Here is a 14,163-nt window from a genome sequence, read left to right on the forward strand (position 1 = left end):
ACCGCTTGCGCTACACGGCAAAGATGGTTGTCAGATATTGGAGGTACCCATGTACAAGCATATCCTGATCCCGACGGACGGATCGCCCATTTCCACCGAGGCGCTCAAGAAAGCCCTGGACTTTGCTCGTGAAATTGGCGCGAAAGCCACGATATTGGTGGTCATGGAGCCTCTGCAGGTCATGACGCTCAATCCGACCGGCATGGAAGTCGCCTACGCGGAATACGATCGTTTCAACAACGAAGCGGCCGACCGGATTCTTGCCGATGCCAAGGAAGCGGCAAAGCAGCGCATGGTCGCCTGCGAGGCGGTGAAACTCGACAGCGGCGACGTAGCGAAGACGATCGTCGAGACTGCAGAGAAGAACAATTGCGACCTGATCGCCATGGCCTCGCACGGCCGCTCCGGCTTCAAGGCCTTCATGCTCGGAAGCGTGACAATGAAGGCGCTGGCGAACTCCAAGACGCCGGTGCTGGTCTATCGCTGATCAGCCGATAAGATTGTTATAGCGAACGGAATAGATGCGGTCGCGGCCAAGCAGGTGCGCGACCAGCTTTTCATGGTCGAAGAGGCCGCGCATCGCCTTGTGGCGGAGATCGAGGCCACCTGCCAGCACACCGAAAGCCGGCATGAGAAGACGCGAGCCGTCACTCGCGAAGCACGGGCGGCGGACAGATTTCTCCCGCCGGCGGACGGTGGCTGCCGGATGCAGGTGCCCGGCGATCTCGCCCTTTCCGGAAATCAGGCTCGGCTCATGGCGGAAGGCAAGGCCTCCGTAAAACAGTTCATCGGCGCAGGTGCCCGGCAGATCGACGGTGCCATCCGGATCGTGGTTGCCGTTGATCCAGATCCAGTCGCGGCCACGCGCCATGGCGGTGATCAGCGAGCGTAGTTCTTCCGGCAGATGTTCCGAGCCCTTCCGGTCATGAAAATTGTCGCCGAGCGAGACGACGATCTTCGGATCGTAGCGGTTGACCACGGCAGCCAAGATATTGAGGGTGGCGATCGTGTCATAGGGCGGCAGCAGCATGCCGCGCCGGGCGAAAGCCGCCCCTTTCTCCAGATGCAGGTCGGAGACGACAAGCATGCCGGTTTCCGGCAGATAGAGGCTGCCGAGCGGATCGCAGACGGCGACGACGCCGTTCACGACGATTTCTTCCGCCCCGCTGGCGGCTCCGGTCATCGATGTCGAGCGGGCGGCAAGCCCGAGGCGGTGCATCAAGTTCGTTTCGTCTTTCCGTTCGGGCAAAAGCCCGGCATGATGTCTGTTGTATGTGGTCAGATCCTCGGGACAAGCCCGAGGATGACGACAGATGACGAAGAGCAGGTGCCCAAAAACGCTGCAGCAAGCCGCAACAGTTCTTTTGGCAGATCTTAAACCCCAGGTTCGTCATCCTCGGGCTTGTCCCGAGGATCTGACTACGCATCTGATAGTCCGGCCTCCGCGATCAGTTCCTCGGCGGCTTCCTTCAGCACCGCATCCTGCGCCTCGCCCGGCACCGGCTCCTTGCCGATCTCCAGCATGATCGGAATGGCAAGCGGCGAGACGCGGTCGAGATCGCGGTGGGTGATGTGCCCCCTGATTCGCTTCAGCATATCGCCTAACCGGCCGAGATCCAAAAGCCCCGATGCCGCATCCCGCCTCGTCGCCTCCAGAAGCACATGGTCCGGCTCGTGGGTTCTGAGAACATCGTAGATAAGGTCGGTCGAGACCGTCACCTGCCTTCCGGTCTTTTCCTTGCCCGGATGGCGGCGCTCGATCAAACCGGAAATCACGGCGCAATTGCGGAACGTGCGCTTCAGCATGTAACTTTCGTTCAGCCAGGCCTCCAGGTCATCGCCGAGCATGTCCTCGTCGAAAAGATCGGAAAGGCTCAGACGGCCGGAGCGGATCATCATGCCCATGTCATCGAGCCCCCAGACGGCAAGCGAATAATCCGTCGCGACGAAGCCGAGCGGATGAGCGCCGATGCGATCCAGCCTGCGGGTGAGCAGCATGCCGAGCGTCTGGTGCGCCAGCCTGCCCTCGAAGCAATAGGCGATCAGGAAAAAGCGCTTTCCCCTGGGGAATGTCTCGATCAGAAGTTCGTCCTGCTTCGGCACGATGGAGCGCTCCCGCTGGATGCTCAGCCAGTCGCGCACCTGATCCGGCAGGCCCCGCCAGCGGTCGGGATCGGCAAGCATGGAGCGGACCTGCGCGGCCAGATAGGTGGTCAGCGGAAACTTGCCGCCGGCATAGGCCGGGATCTTCGGATCGAGCGAAAAGGCGTTGGAGACCAGGCATTCGTTTTCCCGGATGCCCTCGAAGCGCAGCACCTTGCCGGCGAACAGGAACGTATCGCCCTGCACAAGCTGTTCGAGGAAATATTCCTCGACCTTGCCGAGCGACAGCCCTCCCCGGCCGAGCGAACCGTTGTTGTTGCGCCGGACGAGCCGGACGTTGAGCTCGGTCGCTTCGACGATCGTGCCGAGGTTCAGGCGGTATTGCTGGGCGACCTGCGGATTGGAGATACGCCAGCGGCCATCCTTGGTTTTCCTGATTTTCGCATAGCGCTCATAGGAGCGCAGCACATAGCCGCCGGTTGCGACGAAATCGACGATCCGCTCGAACATCTCCCAGGAGAGACCGGCATAGGGCGAAGCGGTGCGGATTTCCTCGTAGAGTTCGACCGGATCGAAGGGTTCGGCGCAGGCCATGCCGAGAACGTGCTGGGCGAGCACGTCGAGCGCGCCTTCGCCGACCGGCGGCGTATCCTGCGCGCCGAGATAGTTCGCGTCGAGGGCTGCCTGGCACTCCAGGACCTCGAAACGGTTGGCGGGCACGAGGATCGCCTTCGAAGGCTCGTCCATGCGGTGGTTCGACCGGCCGATGCGCTGGGCAAGCCTGGAGGCCCCTTTCGGCGCACCCACGTGAACCACCAGATCGACGTCTCCCCAGTCGATGCCCATGTCGAGCGTCGATGTGGCGACGACGGCGCGCAGTTTGTTGGCGGCCATGGCGGCCTCCACCTTGCGGCGCTGGCCGGCATCGAGCGAGCCGTGATGCAGCGCGATGGCCAAGTTGTCCTCGTTGATCGTCCAGAGCGTCTGGAACAGAAGCTCCGCCTGGAAGCGGGTGTTGACGAAGATCAGCGTCGTCCTGTGGCGCCTGATCTCATCGTAGACTTCCGGCATCGCATAGGTCGAAACGTGACCCGACCAGGGAATGCGGTCATCGGTCTTCATGATGGTGATGTTCGGCGCCGCACCGCCCGTGACATGCACGAGGCCGGCGGGCGGCGCCGGGTGCTCGCCTTGGGGCACCAGCCAGCGCTGCAGGTCCATCGGATCGGCGACGGTGGCCGACAGACCAATGGTCTGCACCCGTGGAGCGTGCCTTCGGATGCGGGCGAGATCGAGAGACAGAAGATGGCCGCGTTTCGAGGTCACCAGCGAATGCAATTCGTCGAAGACGACGTATTTCAGGTCCTTGAAGAAGCGCTCCGCCTCCTTGTTGGCGAGCAGCAGCGCTACCTGTTCCGGCGTCGTCAGCAGGATATCCGGCGGATTGAGCTTCTGGCGCTGGCGCTTGGCCTGCGGCGTGTCGCCGGTGCGATTCTCGACGGTGACGGACAGCCCCATTTCCGTCACCGGCTTCATCAGGTTGCGCTCGATATCGACCGTCAGCGCCTTCAACGGCGAGACGTAGAGCGTATGGATGCCCACAAAAGCCGAGCCCGGGGGGATCTTTCCGCGACGCGTGAGATCGGTGAGCGACGGCAGGAAGCCGGCAAGCGTCTTGCCGGCGCCGGTCGGCGCGATCAGGAGCATGTTCTCGCCGGCCGTGGCGCGGGAAAGCAGCTCCAGCTGATGGGCGCGCGGCTGCCAGCCCTTTTCGGCGAACCATTTCAGGAACGGCCGGGGCAGGAGCGCGGCATCTCGGCCGGAAGACTGGGTTTCGATCACATCCACGCCGCTCAAGATAAGCGGAAACAGCCGAAAAAGAAGAGCACTTGACGGCCGGATATAATCATGGATAAATATTATCCGCGATTAGGAGATGATTGATGAAACTCGGCGACGGCGTCGAACAGGCGATCCACTGTGTGACCATGCTTTCGCGCGTTTCGGAAGACGGCGTACTCTCGGCTGCGGCACTGGCGGAGTTTCACGGCGTCTCAACGAGCTATCTCCTGAAGCACCTGCAGGCGCTTTCGGGCGCCGGTCTGCTCGACACCGTGCCGGGGCCGAAGGGCGGCTATCGGCTGGCGAAGCAGCCGGAAGAGATCTCGCTGCTCGATATCGTGCTCGCCGTCGAAGGACCGGCTCCCGCCTTCCGCTGCGCGGAAATCCGCCAGCGCGGGCCGAACCCCTTGCCCGGACGCTATTTCGCAAAACCCTGCGGTATCAATGCCGCGATGCTGAAGGCCGAAAGGGCCTATCGCGCCGAACTCGCCAAGGTGTCGATCGCCGACATTCTGGCGGACCTGGAGGCCACCGACGACGGCGGGATTGCCGCCCGCGGCTGCGCCTTCCTCGACATCCATGAACGCAAGACGGCCCGCTGAAGGTTGAAAGCTCAACCTATAGGCCACACCCCAAGGAGAAGATCGATGCAGCCACGCCTGAATTTCTACAAGGCCTCGCAGGAAGCCTACAATGCCGTCAAGAATCTCGAAGACTACGTCCAGGGGTGCGGTCTCGAGCGCCGCCATATCCACCTCATCAAGCTGCGCGCCTCGATCATCAACCACTGCGCCTACTGCATCGACATGCATGCAAAGGAAAGCCGGCATGACGGTCTTTCCGAGCAGTGGATCAACCTGATGAGCGCGTGGGAAGAATCGCCGATCTATGATGACAAGGAACGCGCGCTCTTAACCTGGGTCGATGCGGTCACCCGCGTTGCCGATACCCATGTTCCCGATAGCGCATACGAGACGCTGAAAGCGCATTTCACCGAAGAGGACATGGTCAAGATTACGGTGGCGATCGGCGTGATCAACATCTGGAACCGGCTCTGCGTCGGCTTCCGCGCCATGCATCCGATCGATCAGCCGGCAAAGGCTGCGTGAAGAGGCCGACTGATCTTTTGTTTGGTGCAATTCCGGACGGAAAACCGCCACGCACTTTTCCTGGACCTGCTTACCGGACGATGTAGCGGTCCGTGCGGTGGTTGATGGCGAGCGTCAGGTTCAAGGTCACTGCCGCAAGGATCGAGCAGAGAATGACATAGGGGCTGGCGACGAAGAAGGAGAGCGCCAGCACCACGCCGTCGAGGCCGAGCTGGACGAAGCCGGCCCGCCAGCCGAACCGATCCTGCAGGTAGAGAGCCAATATGCCGAAGCCGCCGAGGCTTGCCCGGTGGCGGAAGAGGGCCAGCATGCCGGTGCCGATCAGCAGGCCGCCGAACAGGGCCGCCACGACCGGATGAATATGATCGAAGGCGATCAGGCCGGGCAGGAATTCCGTCAGTACCGAGGTGAATGCCACGGCCGCGAAGGTCTTGATCGTGAAGGCAAGGCCGAGCCGCTTGTAGGCAATCCAATAGAACGGCAGGTTGAGGGCGAAAAAGATAAGACCGAAGCTCAAGCCCGTCGAATAGCGGATCAGGAAGCCGAGGCCTGCCGTGCCGCCGATCAGGAGATGCGCCGACGAGAGCATGGTGACGCCGAGTGCCGCGAGCATGCTGCCGGCGGCGATCCCCTGCATGTCCTCCAGCGGGGAATGGCGGTCCGAACTGGAGGACCAGAAGCCGACCGGGCTTTTCTTCGCAGCAGCATCCGCCATCAGCGCACCACGATATAGCGGTCCGAGCGATGGTTGATCGCCAGGAACAGGTTGAGGACGAAAGCACCGACCACCGACCACGCCACCGTCACGGGACTGACCACCGCGAAGGCGCAGAGCATGACGCAGAGATCGAAGGCAAGCTGGATCAATCCGGCCTGGATGCCGAAACGGTCCTGGATATAGATCGCCAGGATGCCTACACCGCCGAGGCTCGCCCGGTGACGGTAGAGCGCCAGCAATCCGTAACCGAGCAAGAGGCCGCCGAGCAATGCTGCCCAGAATGGATGAAGATAATCGATCAGGAAAAAACGGCTCTCGATTTCCGAGATCACCGAAACGAGGCCGATGGCGATGAAGGTCTTCAGCGAGAAGGCCAGGCCGAGGCGGCGGAAGGAAAGATAATAGAACGGCAGGTTGACGATGAAGAACAGCAGGCCGAAGGAAATGCCGAAGGCGTAATGCAGCAGGAAGGCGACGCCCGCCGTGCCGCCGGTCAAAAGCCCGACCTTGTTCAGGAAGTAGAAGCCGAGAGCCGCAACCATCGCGCCGGTGACCAACCCCTGCGCGTCTTCAAGCAATGTGTGCTTCGACGGATCGATGCTGTAGAAGCCAAGGCTTCTTTTCTGAACCTGCTTCGGCTGTCCAGCCAACGTTTGCCCCTTTATTTTCGATAATATTGCACTGCAATAAAACCGTCATCAAGAGGGTTCAAGCCGCGATGAGCCGGCAAGGAAAAAAGCAAGAAATGGTCAATCAGGCGGGCTTGCGCGACAGAAACAGAATGCCGTGGACGGGTTTTCCAGCATCCAGACGAATGACGGTCTTCCGCATGTCCAGAAGCGCCAGGCCGTAACGGGCAAGCAGCGATCGGATATAGGCCTCGGAATGAGCGTAGCGGAGGGTTTCCCGCAAAAGGTAAGCTTCACCGTCGCCCGCGTCCTCGACGGAGAAAGCGAAGAAGCCGCCGGGCGCCAGAAGCTCCAGCACAAGCGGAAAGACGGTCTCCAGTGAGCCGAGATACATCAGCACGTCGGCGGCGGAAACGAGATCGGCGCGATGTTTGGGAAGAGCATCGGAGAAGAGACCGGTTTCTTCGGAGGGCCGGCTGAGATCGGATTGGCCGAGATGGTCGTAAAGACCTTTCGCCTCGGCTCTCGCCAGCATGTTCAGGGAAAGATCGAAGCCTTCCAGATAGCCTGCCTGCCCGCGGATTTCCGCGCCGAACAGGCCGGTGCCGCAGCCGAGATCGACCACGTTGCGGAACGGCGCATGAGGCGCAACCAAGGCGGCGAGCTTGCCGGGCACGGAATAATCCAGCTTTTCGACCAGCGCCGTATCGAACCGGTCGGCATAGTCGTCGAACAGGCCTTCGACATAACGGCTCGGAGGCTGATCCGGTATTGCCTCCACGCCGAGCAGCGCAAGCTTCAAACGAGCACCGAAGACGTCTTCCGGTTCGAGCGCCAGCGCCTGCCGGTAGGCTTCATCGGCGGTTTCGAGGCCTGCCTTTTCCCGGAACTCGCCGAGACGGAACCAGCCGGCCGCCCAAGCGGGCACCAGTTCGAGGGCCTGCTCCATCAGTTCGGCGGCTGCGCCGAAATCCTCCGCCTCCGACAGCATGCGGGCATAGTCGGCGCGGCGGTCGGCGATCACATCGCCGGAAGAAAACTGGCTGGGCAGCATTGGCGCATCTCCAGAGGGTGCGGGTTATTGGCCGAAGTCACAAAAAAACTCAAGTTCTATTTGAGGGAACCCAAAAGACTTGCGGCGGCTGCGGCTGCCGACTATCTCTCAGGGTGCAATTCGGAGAAGGAAAAGGATGGCGGACGGGGTCAACAGGTTCCTGGGCGACACACCAGGCCGCACGATCGTGAAGCTGATCGTCGTGTGCCTGATCGTGGGTTTTGTTCTCGCATTCTTCGGCTTCACGCCGGACAATATCGTGGACAGCATCCGCTATCACGTTCTCGACTTATGGTATAACGGCTTCAGGGCGCTCGGACGGGTGGGAAGCTACCTTCTGCTCGGCGCAATCGTCGTCATCCCGGTCTTCATCATCCTGCGCATCTTCAGTTACCGCCGCTGACATGACCGCCTTCCAGACTTCTTCGCGACGGGGTTTTCTCGTGCTTTCCGGAATGGGCCTGCTGCTCGCCGGCTGTTCCACCACGTCGGTTCTGACACCGACGGCAGGTGCGGAGGACGAGACGGAAGCCGCACTTCCAATGGTCAACACGCTGCGCCAAGGCCGCGGCCTGCCCACCCTGGCGCTCAATTCGCCTGCCCGCAAGGCAGCCGTCCAACAGGCGGTGCGCATGGCGAAAGCAAACGAGATGAAGCACCTGATCGGTTTCGGCGACGATTTCGGCGCGAGGATGAAGAAGAACGACGTGGTACTGCCGGCCGCTGAAAACATCGCCAGCGGCCAGAACACGGTCGAGGCCGCAGTCCGGGCCTGGATCGATTCCCCCAAACATCTTGAAAACATGCTCGGCTCCTACAGGGGTCTCGGCGTCGCCATGGCCCGCACATCAACCGGCGCCCCGCCCTATTGGGCCATGGTCCTGTCAGGCTGACCATGGATAGCCGGGGGCAGGAGGTTCGGCCTTTCGACGTGACGCACCGGCTGGTGCTCGGCATCGCGATCCCCATGACACTCGGGTTCCTGACGACGCCTCTCCTCGGCCTGACCGATACCGCCGTGGTCGGCCGGCTGGGGCAAGCGGAAGCACTGGCCGGGCTGGCGATCGGCGCCATCCTGTTCGACCTGATCTATGGCAGCCTCAGTTTCCTGCGCACCTCGACCACCGGCCTGGTCGCGCAGGCCTTCGGGCGCGGCGACCTTCGCGAGCAGCAGGCCGTGTTCTGGCGGGCGCTGCTCAGCGCGCTCTGTCTCGGGTTCGTCATGCTGGGGCTGTCGCCGCTTATCCTCGCCTTCGCGCCTGAATTGATGACCAACGACCCGGCCGTCGCCGAGGTGACGCGGCAATATTTCGGCATCCGGGTGCTGACGAGCCCGGCGACCTTCGCCAATTTCGCCATTCTCGGCTTCGTGCTCGGACGCGGCCAGGGCGTGCTGGGCCTGACCCTGCAGATCATCCTCAACGGCACCAACATCTGCCTGTCGATCTTTCTCGGCCTTGGTCTCGGCTGGGGGATCGTGGGGGTCGCCTGGGGAACGGCGCTTGCGGAAGTCACGGGCGCGGTGATCGGCTTTCTCGTCGTCAGCCGGCAGTTTTCAGCCGCATACCGGCCGAGCCGTGCGGATATTTTCGATACGGCCAAGCTGAAGCAGCTCTTCCATCTCAATGCGGACATCCTGATCCGCTCGCTCATCCTCAACGGCGCCTTTGCGCTCCTGACCCGCGTCGGATCAAGCTTCGGGGCCGTGACGCTTGCGGCCAATGCCGTGCTGATGAATGTCTTCATGCTGTCGGCCTTCTTTCTGGACGGACTGGCAGGGGCGGCCGAACAACTCGCCGGCAGGGCGGTGGGCGCGCAGTACCGGCCCTCCTTCGACCGGACGCTGAAGCTTACCGGCTTCTGGTCCTTTGCCATGGCCGCCTTGGTCGGACTGTTCTTCATCACCTTCGGCCAGCCGATCATCCATCTTCTCACGACCTCCGAAGAGGTTCGGCAGGAAGCCTATACCTATCTCGCCTGGGCCGCGCTGACGGGGCTTGCCGGGGCGCTCGCCTTCCAGATGGACGGCGTTTTCATCGGAGCCACCTGGTCACGCGAGATGCGCAACATGATGCTCAGGTCGTTCGCGTTCTATTGCGCAAGCCTTGCCGTGTTCGTGCCGATGATCGGCAACCACGGGCTCTGGCTGTCGCTCAATCTGTTCCTGATGATGCGCGGCTTCTTCCTGGCGGCCATGGTGCCGCGCAAGGCGCGTCAGAGCTTCGTGTCAACCCACTGATCAAGCCGCGTGTCACGCAACTCCCGGATCGAGGAGACCTTTTCCCGGTCGAGAAGCGAGGGCAAGCCCCTGACGATCGTCGCGGGCAGGCCCGGACCTTCATAGACCATGCAGGAATAGAGCTGCACGAGATCGGCGCCGGCGCGGATCTTTTCCAGCGCGTCCCCGGCGCTCGACACGCCGCCGACGCCGATGATCGGCAGGTCCGGGCCGACGCGACTGCGCATCTTCGCAAGAACCGCAGTGGAGCGCCTGAAGAGCGGCGCACCGGACAGGCCGCCGGCCTCCTTCGCCTGGACCTGATCCTTCAGCCCGTCGCGGGAAAGCGTGGTGTTGGACACGATCAATCCGTCGAGCGGGTGGGAGGTCGCTTCCGCCGCGATATCGTCGAGCCCCTCCTCCGTCAGGTCCGGCGCGATCTTCAGAAAGACCGGCACGGATTTCCCATGGCGCATCGCCTCCTCCATGCGCGCAGCGAGCACTGCATCGAGCAGCGCCTTCAGGCTGCCGCGCGCCTGGAGGTCCCTGAGGCCCGGGGTATTCGGCGAGGAAATGTTGACGGTGAAATAGGTGGCGAGGCCGTAGAACTTGCGGATGCCGAGGACATAATCGGCGACGCGATCGGCCGTGTCCTTGTTCGCACCGATATTGACGCCCACAATCCCCCGGGCATTGCGCCGCGCGGAAAGCCTGGCAAAGGCGGCCTCGTGACCCTCGTTGTTGAAACCGAGCCGGTTGATGACACCGCGGTCTTCCACCAGCCGGAAGATGCGGGGCTTGTCGTTGCCCGCCTGAGGCTTCGGCGTCACCGTGCCCACCTCGGTGAAACCGAAACCGAGCTTCAGGATCGCATCCGGCACCTCGGCGTTCTTGTCGTAACCGGCAGCCAGACCGATCGGATTCGGGAACGTGATGCCGGCGACCGTTTGCGCAAGCCGCGGGTCGGCAGGCACCCGGCAGGCAGGCACGACGCCGGTCTTCAGCGCGGCGATCGAAAGCCCGTGGGCGGTTTCCGGATCGAAAACGAAGAGGCTGCGGGAGGCAAGCCCGGCAAACGGGCCGATCATGGCATCTTCTCGGGAAAGGCGTGGAGGCCGTCGACACCGATCAAGAGCGGCATTTCCCAAAGGACGGCGGAGAAAGGCAGCGTCGCATAGAGATGCGGGAAGAGATCGCCGCCACGCGAAGGCTCGTATTTCAGCGCTTCGCCGAGCGTCAGTGCGTTGACCGCGACGAGCAGCAGGCCTGCGACGCCTGAAAAATGCAGCCGCGCCGTTTCGCGCGCCTGTGCACTGGTCGAGAAATGGATATAACCGTCCTTGAGGTCGATCTCGGCCCCTTCGAAAACGCCTTTTTCCTTGGCCCGACGCCAGAGCGTTTCCGGCACGATCTTGTACACTATATCCGTCATCATGGACTCTCGATGATCTGTTACTCTTCGAGCGTTTGCCGCAAAGCTCGCCACTTGTCCACCGTGGGAGGACGATAAGATGAAGGTTCTTGCATTAGCGACTTCGGCGCTTTTCCTCGCCGGCCCGGCTCTGGCGCAGCAGGCGCAACCCAATCGTTTCCAGCTCGAGCGCACTGAAAGCGGCATTGTCCGGCTCGATACCCAGACCGGCGCAATGACGCTCTGCCACGACGAGAATGGCACGCTCGCCTGCCGCATGCAGCCCGATGAAAGGGCAGCCTACGAACAGGAACTCGACCGGCTCGAGAAACGCGTGACAGCTCTGGAGGAAAGGCTGAGCCATACGCCGCCGAACGCGCTGCCCAGCGACGAGGAAGTGGACCGATCCCTCTCCATCATGGAGAGATTCATGCGGCGCTTCATGGCAATTGTCGGCGAATTCATAGACGAGCGGGAAGACAATAAGCCGCAACCCAATCGTACGTAAAATCCAGCACTTGTTTCCGCCTCTCGAGAGGTTTACAACTTTCAAAGATTTGAAAGGCACGACTATGCTCTTGGGAGGGAGCGTGGAAATGCAGACACTGACAATCATCATCGCAGACGATCATCCGCTCTTTCGCGGAGCTCTCAGCCAGGCGGTCAAAGGCATTGCGGAAGAGCTCGTCATCATCGAGGCGGGTGATTTCGAAGCCGCACGGCTTGCCGCCGAGAAGACCCCCGATGTCGACTTGATGCTGCTCGATCTTGCCATGCCGGGTGTCAGCGGCTTTTCCGGACTAATGTCGCTCCGCGCGGAGTTCCCCAGCCTGCCAATCGTCATCGTCTCAGCAAGCGACGACGGCGCCACGATCCGCCGGGCACTGGAACTCGGCGCTTCCGGTTTCATTTCAAAATCTTCTGGACTCGACGATATCCGCGCCGGCATCCAGGCGGTGCTGGATGGCGACATCTGGGTGCCTAAGGGCGACTTCACCGCGCCAGAGGAAGATCCGGGACTTGCGGAACTCATCGACCGGCTGAAGACGCTCACTCCGCAGCAGAGCCGGGTGCTGAGCATGCTCGGAGAGGGCCTGCTCAACAAACAGATCGCCTATGAGCTCGGCGTCTCCGAGGCGACCATAAAGGCACATGTCTCGGCGATCCTTTTGAAGCTCAATGTCGACAGCCGCACCCAGGCCGTGATCAAGCTCAGCAAGATCAACATGGCCCTGGTGGCCTGAACGCAGACCTAGAACAGGATTTTATTCCTCTCCTCTCTTTACGTGAGGTCGCGATTCCGTTAAAATTAGGGGGTGTCTGCGCGGGCTTGATGATGCTTGAAAGCTGCGCGAAAGGGGTTTCGATCGAAGGGTGCCGCCGAGCGCCGGGGCTGTCCGGCTTCCGTCTCGCGCGCCGGTCACGGGTACGGGCAAGATGCTGTCACATGAAACGATCTGGAACGCGATCGACACGCTCGCCGAACGCCATCAACTGACGCCCTCCGGGCTTGCGCGTCGCGCCGGTCTTGATCCCACCTCCTTCAACAAGTCGAAGCGGCTGGGGCCGGACGGGCGGCTGCGCTGGCCTTCGACGGAGTCCATCGCCAAGGTGCTGGAGGCGACAGGTGCCACGGTCGACCAGTTCATGAGCTATCTTCCCGCCTCCTCCAGTCGCTCGACGCTTCCGGAAGGCAATTTCCCGCCGCAGGGCGGAACCATCCCGTTGCTTGGTTTCGCACAGGCTGGTGCCGGAGGTTTTTTCGATGATGGAGGCTTTCCGGCCGGACAGGGCTGGGATGTGGTGGAATTTCCGGTCGACCCGTCCCGCAAAGCCGGGGTCTATGCACTGGAGGTCCAGGGCGATTCGATGCTACCGCTCTATCGCGACGGCGACGTGCTGATCGTCGAGCCCGGCGCGCAGGTGCGGCGCGGCGACCGTGTCGTGCTCAAGACCAAGGAGGGCGAGGTGATGGCCAAGGTGCTTGCCCGCCAGAGTGCCCGGACGGTGGAACTGACGTCGCTCAATCCCGACCACCCCAACCGGGCCTTCGACATCGCAGACGTCGAATGGATCGCGCGGATCATCTGGGCGAGCCAGTGAGCGGGAAATAGCGAATAGCGAATAGCGAATAGCGAATAGCGAATAGCGAATAGCGAATAGGAAAGAATTCGTAATCCACGAAGGTCAGTAAAGGCCGTTCGGGAAATAACGCAGGTAGATATCCTGCAGGCGGCCATTGCGTGACAAAGCGCTGAGCGCCTGGTCGAAAGCGGCAACGAGTATCGGATCGCCCTTGCGCAGCATGACGGACAGGCCCTCGCCCAGGAATTTTTCCGAAAGATAAGGGCCGTCGAAGAGCGCGCAGCATTTTGCGGCGTCCTCGCCCGCCACCCAGAAGGGAAGCCGCAATCCATCGGAAAAGACGGCTTCCACCTTGCCCGTCTTCAGCGCCTCCAGCATGGCGTCGTAGCTATCGAGGGGTGTGGCGGATACATTCGGAAAAAAGGCCTTCAGCATCAGCTCATGGGCTGTGCCCTTGACGACGCCAACCGGCCTGCCGGCAAGCGCTGCGGCCGTATCGCCATCGATCTTTGCGGTGAGATTGCGGGCAAAACGGGCCGGGACACCGAGATACGGCCTTGAAAAGGCAAAACGCTGGCGCCGTTCCTGTGTCACCGCAATGCCGGCCATCGCCGCCTCGCCGGCGCCGCTTTCCAACGCCTTTTCCAGTTCATCGAACGGAAGCGCCTGGATCTGGCACTTCGCCTCGATCTCCAGTTCGGCGCAGATCTCGCGGGCGAGGTCGACATTGAAGCCTGAAAGCCGGCCGGTCTGATCGGCAAAATTGAAGGGCGGAAAATCGACCGTCGTCAGAATCCGCACGCGTATGATCGCCGAGAGATCTGGCCGCGACAATCGCTCGCGGGCATCGAATGTCAAAGGGAACGCATTGTCGCTGCCGGCCGCCTGTCCCGGCACAGCGCCAGCAAGCAGCCCGCCTGTCACAAGGCAAAGCTGCAGAAGGTTGAAAAACCCCTTGATTCTCGGGGATGCAATCAGAAGACGCATCGCTATG

The 14,163-nt window shown here is 61.9% G+C and carries 17 protein-coding genes; 9 read left to right on the top strand and 8 right to left on the bottom strand.

The window, feature by feature from the left end; translation table 11 throughout:
- The first annotated feature begins 49 nt into the window (after positions 1 to 49).
- Positions 50 to 487, top strand: a complete 438-nt coding sequence (locus tag JL39_RS28885) for a universal stress protein (protein ID WP_037158958.1) — start codon at positions 50 to 52, stop codon at positions 485 to 487.
- On the opposite strand, the gene pdeM is transcribed toward JL39_RS28885, so the two are convergent.
- Together pdeM and JL39_RS28895 are read right to left on the bottom strand one after the other, a co-directional pair.
- On the bottom strand, positions 488 to 1,183 hold the full coding sequence (gene pdeM, locus JL39_RS28890; protein WP_152601317.1) for a ligase-associated DNA damage response endonuclease PdeM: 696 nt from the start codon (positions 1,181 to 1,183) through the stop codon (positions 488 to 490). It lies immediately after the preceding gene.
- Between the two features lie 236 nt (positions 1,184 to 1,419).
- Complete coding sequence (locus tag JL39_RS28895; protein WP_052183166.1) at positions 1,420 to 3,951, bottom strand: ligase-associated DNA damage response DEXH box helicase; 2,532 nt, start codon at positions 3,949 to 3,951, stop codon at positions 1,420 to 1,422.
- Positions 3,952 to 4,046: 95 nt separating this feature from the next.
- Between JL39_RS28895 and JL39_RS28900 the strand changes: the two genes are divergently transcribed.
- Positions 4,047 to 4,547, top strand: coding sequence for an Rrf2 family transcriptional regulator (locus JL39_RS28900; protein ID WP_037158964.1), 501 nt, complete (start codon positions 4,047 to 4,049; stop codon positions 4,545 to 4,547).
- Between the two features lie 45 nt (positions 4,548 to 4,592).
- Positions 4,593 to 5,054, top strand: a complete 462-nt coding sequence (locus JL39_RS28905; protein WP_037158967.1) for a carboxymuconolactone decarboxylase family protein — start codon at positions 4,593 to 4,595, stop codon at positions 5,052 to 5,054.
- Between the two features lie 70 nt (positions 5,055 to 5,124).
- Here the strand turns inward: JL39_RS28905 and JL39_RS28910 are convergent, their stop codons facing one another.
- From JL39_RS28910 to JL39_RS28920, 3 genes are all read right to left on the bottom strand, one after another.
- The gene (locus tag JL39_RS28910) at positions 5,125 to 5,769 is read right to left on the bottom strand and encodes a YitT family protein (protein WP_037158970.1); all 645 of its coding nucleotides are present in this window, start codon (positions 5,767 to 5,769) and stop codon (positions 5,125 to 5,127) included.
- The gene (locus tag JL39_RS28915; protein ID WP_037158973.1) at positions 5,769 to 6,422 is read right to left on the bottom strand and encodes a YitT family protein; all 654 of its coding nucleotides are present in this window, start codon (positions 6,420 to 6,422) and stop codon (positions 5,769 to 5,771) included. Before JL39_RS28915 ends, JL39_RS28910 begins: the two co-directional genes overlap by 1 nt.
- A 103-nt stretch (positions 6,423 to 6,525) precedes the next feature.
- Positions 6,526 to 7,455, bottom strand: a complete 930-nt coding sequence (locus JL39_RS28920) for a methyltransferase domain-containing protein (RefSeq protein WP_037158976.1) — start codon at positions 7,453 to 7,455, stop codon at positions 6,526 to 6,528.
- A gap of 136 nt (positions 7,456 to 7,591) precedes the next feature.
- On the opposite strand from JL39_RS28920, the gene JL39_RS28925 reads away from it, so the two are divergent.
- From JL39_RS28925 to JL39_RS28935, 3 genes are read left to right on the top strand one after another with little or no spacing between them, the layout of a single operon-like run.
- Positions 7,592 to 7,858: a DUF6460 domain-containing protein gene (locus JL39_RS28925; protein WP_037158979.1), complete on the top strand. Its 267-nt coding sequence runs from the start codon at positions 7,592 to 7,594 to the stop codon at positions 7,856 to 7,858.
- A 1-nt stretch (position 7,859) separates the two neighbouring features.
- The gene (locus tag JL39_RS28930) at positions 7,860 to 8,348 is read left to right on the top strand and encodes a CAP domain-containing protein (protein WP_037158984.1); all 489 of its coding nucleotides are present in this window, start codon (positions 7,860 to 7,862) and stop codon (positions 8,346 to 8,348) included.
- Between the two features lie 2 nt (positions 8,349 to 8,350).
- Entirely contained in the window at positions 8,351 to 9,694 is a 1,344-nt protein-coding gene (locus tag JL39_RS28935) for an MATE family efflux transporter (protein WP_037158987.1), read from the top strand.
- Here JL39_RS28935 and JL39_RS28940 read toward each other — a convergent pair.
- Together JL39_RS28940 and JL39_RS28945 are read right to left on the bottom strand one after the other, a co-directional pair.
- The gene (locus JL39_RS28940) at positions 9,670 to 10,761 is read right to left on the bottom strand and encodes a quinone-dependent dihydroorotate dehydrogenase (RefSeq protein ID WP_037158990.1); all 1,092 of its coding nucleotides are present in this window, start codon (positions 10,759 to 10,761) and stop codon (positions 9,670 to 9,672) included. The genes JL39_RS28935 and JL39_RS28940 overlap by 25 nt on opposite strands.
- Positions 10,758 to 11,105 (bottom strand): DUF952 domain-containing protein, encoded by a 348-nt coding sequence (locus tag JL39_RS28945; protein ID WP_200884022.1) that lies wholly within the window; start codon positions 11,103 to 11,105, stop codon positions 10,758 to 10,760. The genes JL39_RS28940 and JL39_RS28945 overlap by 4 nt, the downstream gene beginning before the upstream one ends.
- A gap of 79 nt (positions 11,106 to 11,184) precedes the next feature.
- Between JL39_RS28945 and JL39_RS28950 the strand changes: the two genes are divergently transcribed.
- The 3 genes from JL39_RS28950 (at position 11,185) to JL39_RS28960 (ending at position 13,187) form a co-directional block, all read left to right on the top strand.
- Positions 11,185 to 11,592: a hypothetical protein gene (locus JL39_RS28950; RefSeq protein ID WP_037158996.1), complete on the top strand. Its 408-nt coding sequence runs from the start codon at positions 11,185 to 11,187 to the stop codon at positions 11,590 to 11,592.
- An 88-nt stretch (positions 11,593 to 11,680) separates the two neighbouring features.
- Positions 11,681 to 12,328 (top strand): response regulator transcription factor, encoded by a 648-nt coding sequence (locus tag JL39_RS28955; RefSeq protein ID WP_037158999.1) that lies wholly within the window; start codon positions 11,681 to 11,683, stop codon positions 12,326 to 12,328.
- Positions 12,329 to 12,521: 193 nt separating this feature from the next.
- Positions 12,522 to 13,187 (top strand): helix-turn-helix transcriptional regulator, encoded by a 666-nt coding sequence (locus tag JL39_RS28960; protein WP_037159993.1) that lies wholly within the window; start codon positions 12,522 to 12,524, stop codon positions 13,185 to 13,187.
- 84 nt (positions 13,188 to 13,271) lie between these two features.
- On the opposite strand, the gene JL39_RS28965 is transcribed toward JL39_RS28960, so the two are convergent.
- On the bottom strand, positions 13,272 to 14,156 hold the full coding sequence (locus JL39_RS28965) for a transporter substrate-binding domain-containing protein (protein ID WP_037159002.1): 885 nt from the start codon (positions 14,154 to 14,156) through the stop codon (positions 13,272 to 13,274).
- Positions 14,157 to 14,163 lie beyond the last annotated feature (7 nt).

This window comes from Rhizobium sp. YS-1r (genome assembly GCF_000757525.1).
Lineage (GTDB): Bacteria > Pseudomonadota > Alphaproteobacteria > Rhizobiales > Rhizobiaceae > Neorhizobium > Neorhizobium petrolearium.

Coding starts and splice junctions, on each gene's coding strand:
- JL39_RS28955 (WP_037158999.1), top strand. CDS start 11,681: ATGCAGACACTGACAATCATCATCGCAGACGATCATCCGCTCTTTCGC.
- JL39_RS28920 (WP_037158976.1), bottom strand. CDS start 7,455: ATGCTGCCCAGCCAGTTTTCTTCCGGCGATGTGATCGCCGACCGCCGC.
- JL39_RS28910 (WP_037158970.1), bottom strand. CDS start 5,769: ATGGCGGATGCTGCTGCGAAGAAAAGCCCGGTCGGCTTCTGGTCCTCC.
- JL39_RS28905 (WP_037158967.1), top strand. CDS start 4,593: ATGCAGCCACGCCTGAATTTCTACAAGGCCTCGCAGGAAGCCTACAAT.
- JL39_RS28945 (WP_200884022.1), bottom strand. CDS start 11,105: ATGACGGATATAGTGTACAAGATCGTGCCGGAAACGCTCTGGCGTCGG.
- JL39_RS28900 (WP_037158964.1), top strand. CDS start 4,047: ATGAAACTCGGCGACGGCGTCGAACAGGCGATCCACTGTGTGACCATG.
- JL39_RS28960 (WP_037159993.1), top strand. CDS start 12,522: ATGCTGTCACATGAAACGATCTGGAACGCGATCGACACGCTCGCCGAA.
- pdeM (WP_152601317.1), bottom strand. CDS start 1,183: ATGACCGGAGCCGCCAGCGGGGCGGAAGAAATCGTCGTGAACGGCGTC.
- JL39_RS28965 (WP_037159002.1), bottom strand. CDS start 14,156: ATGCGTCTTCTGATTGCATCCCCGAGAATCAAGGGGTTTTTCAACCTT.
- JL39_RS28950 (WP_037158996.1), top strand. CDS start 11,185: ATGAAGGTTCTTGCATTAGCGACTTCGGCGCTTTTCCTCGCCGGCCCG.
- JL39_RS28935 (WP_037158987.1), top strand. CDS start 8,351: ATGGATAGCCGGGGGCAGGAGGTTCGGCCTTTCGACGTGACGCACCGG.
- JL39_RS28940 (WP_037158990.1), bottom strand. CDS start 10,761: ATGATCGGCCCGTTTGCCGGGCTTGCCTCCCGCAGCCTCTTCGTTTTC.
- JL39_RS28930 (WP_037158984.1), top strand. CDS start 7,860: ATGACCGCCTTCCAGACTTCTTCGCGACGGGGTTTTCTCGTGCTTTCC.
- JL39_RS28885 (WP_037158958.1), top strand. CDS start 50: ATGTACAAGCATATCCTGATCCCGACGGACGGATCGCCCATTTCCACC.
- JL39_RS28925 (WP_037158979.1), top strand. CDS start 7,592: ATGGCGGACGGGGTCAACAGGTTCCTGGGCGACACACCAGGCCGCACG.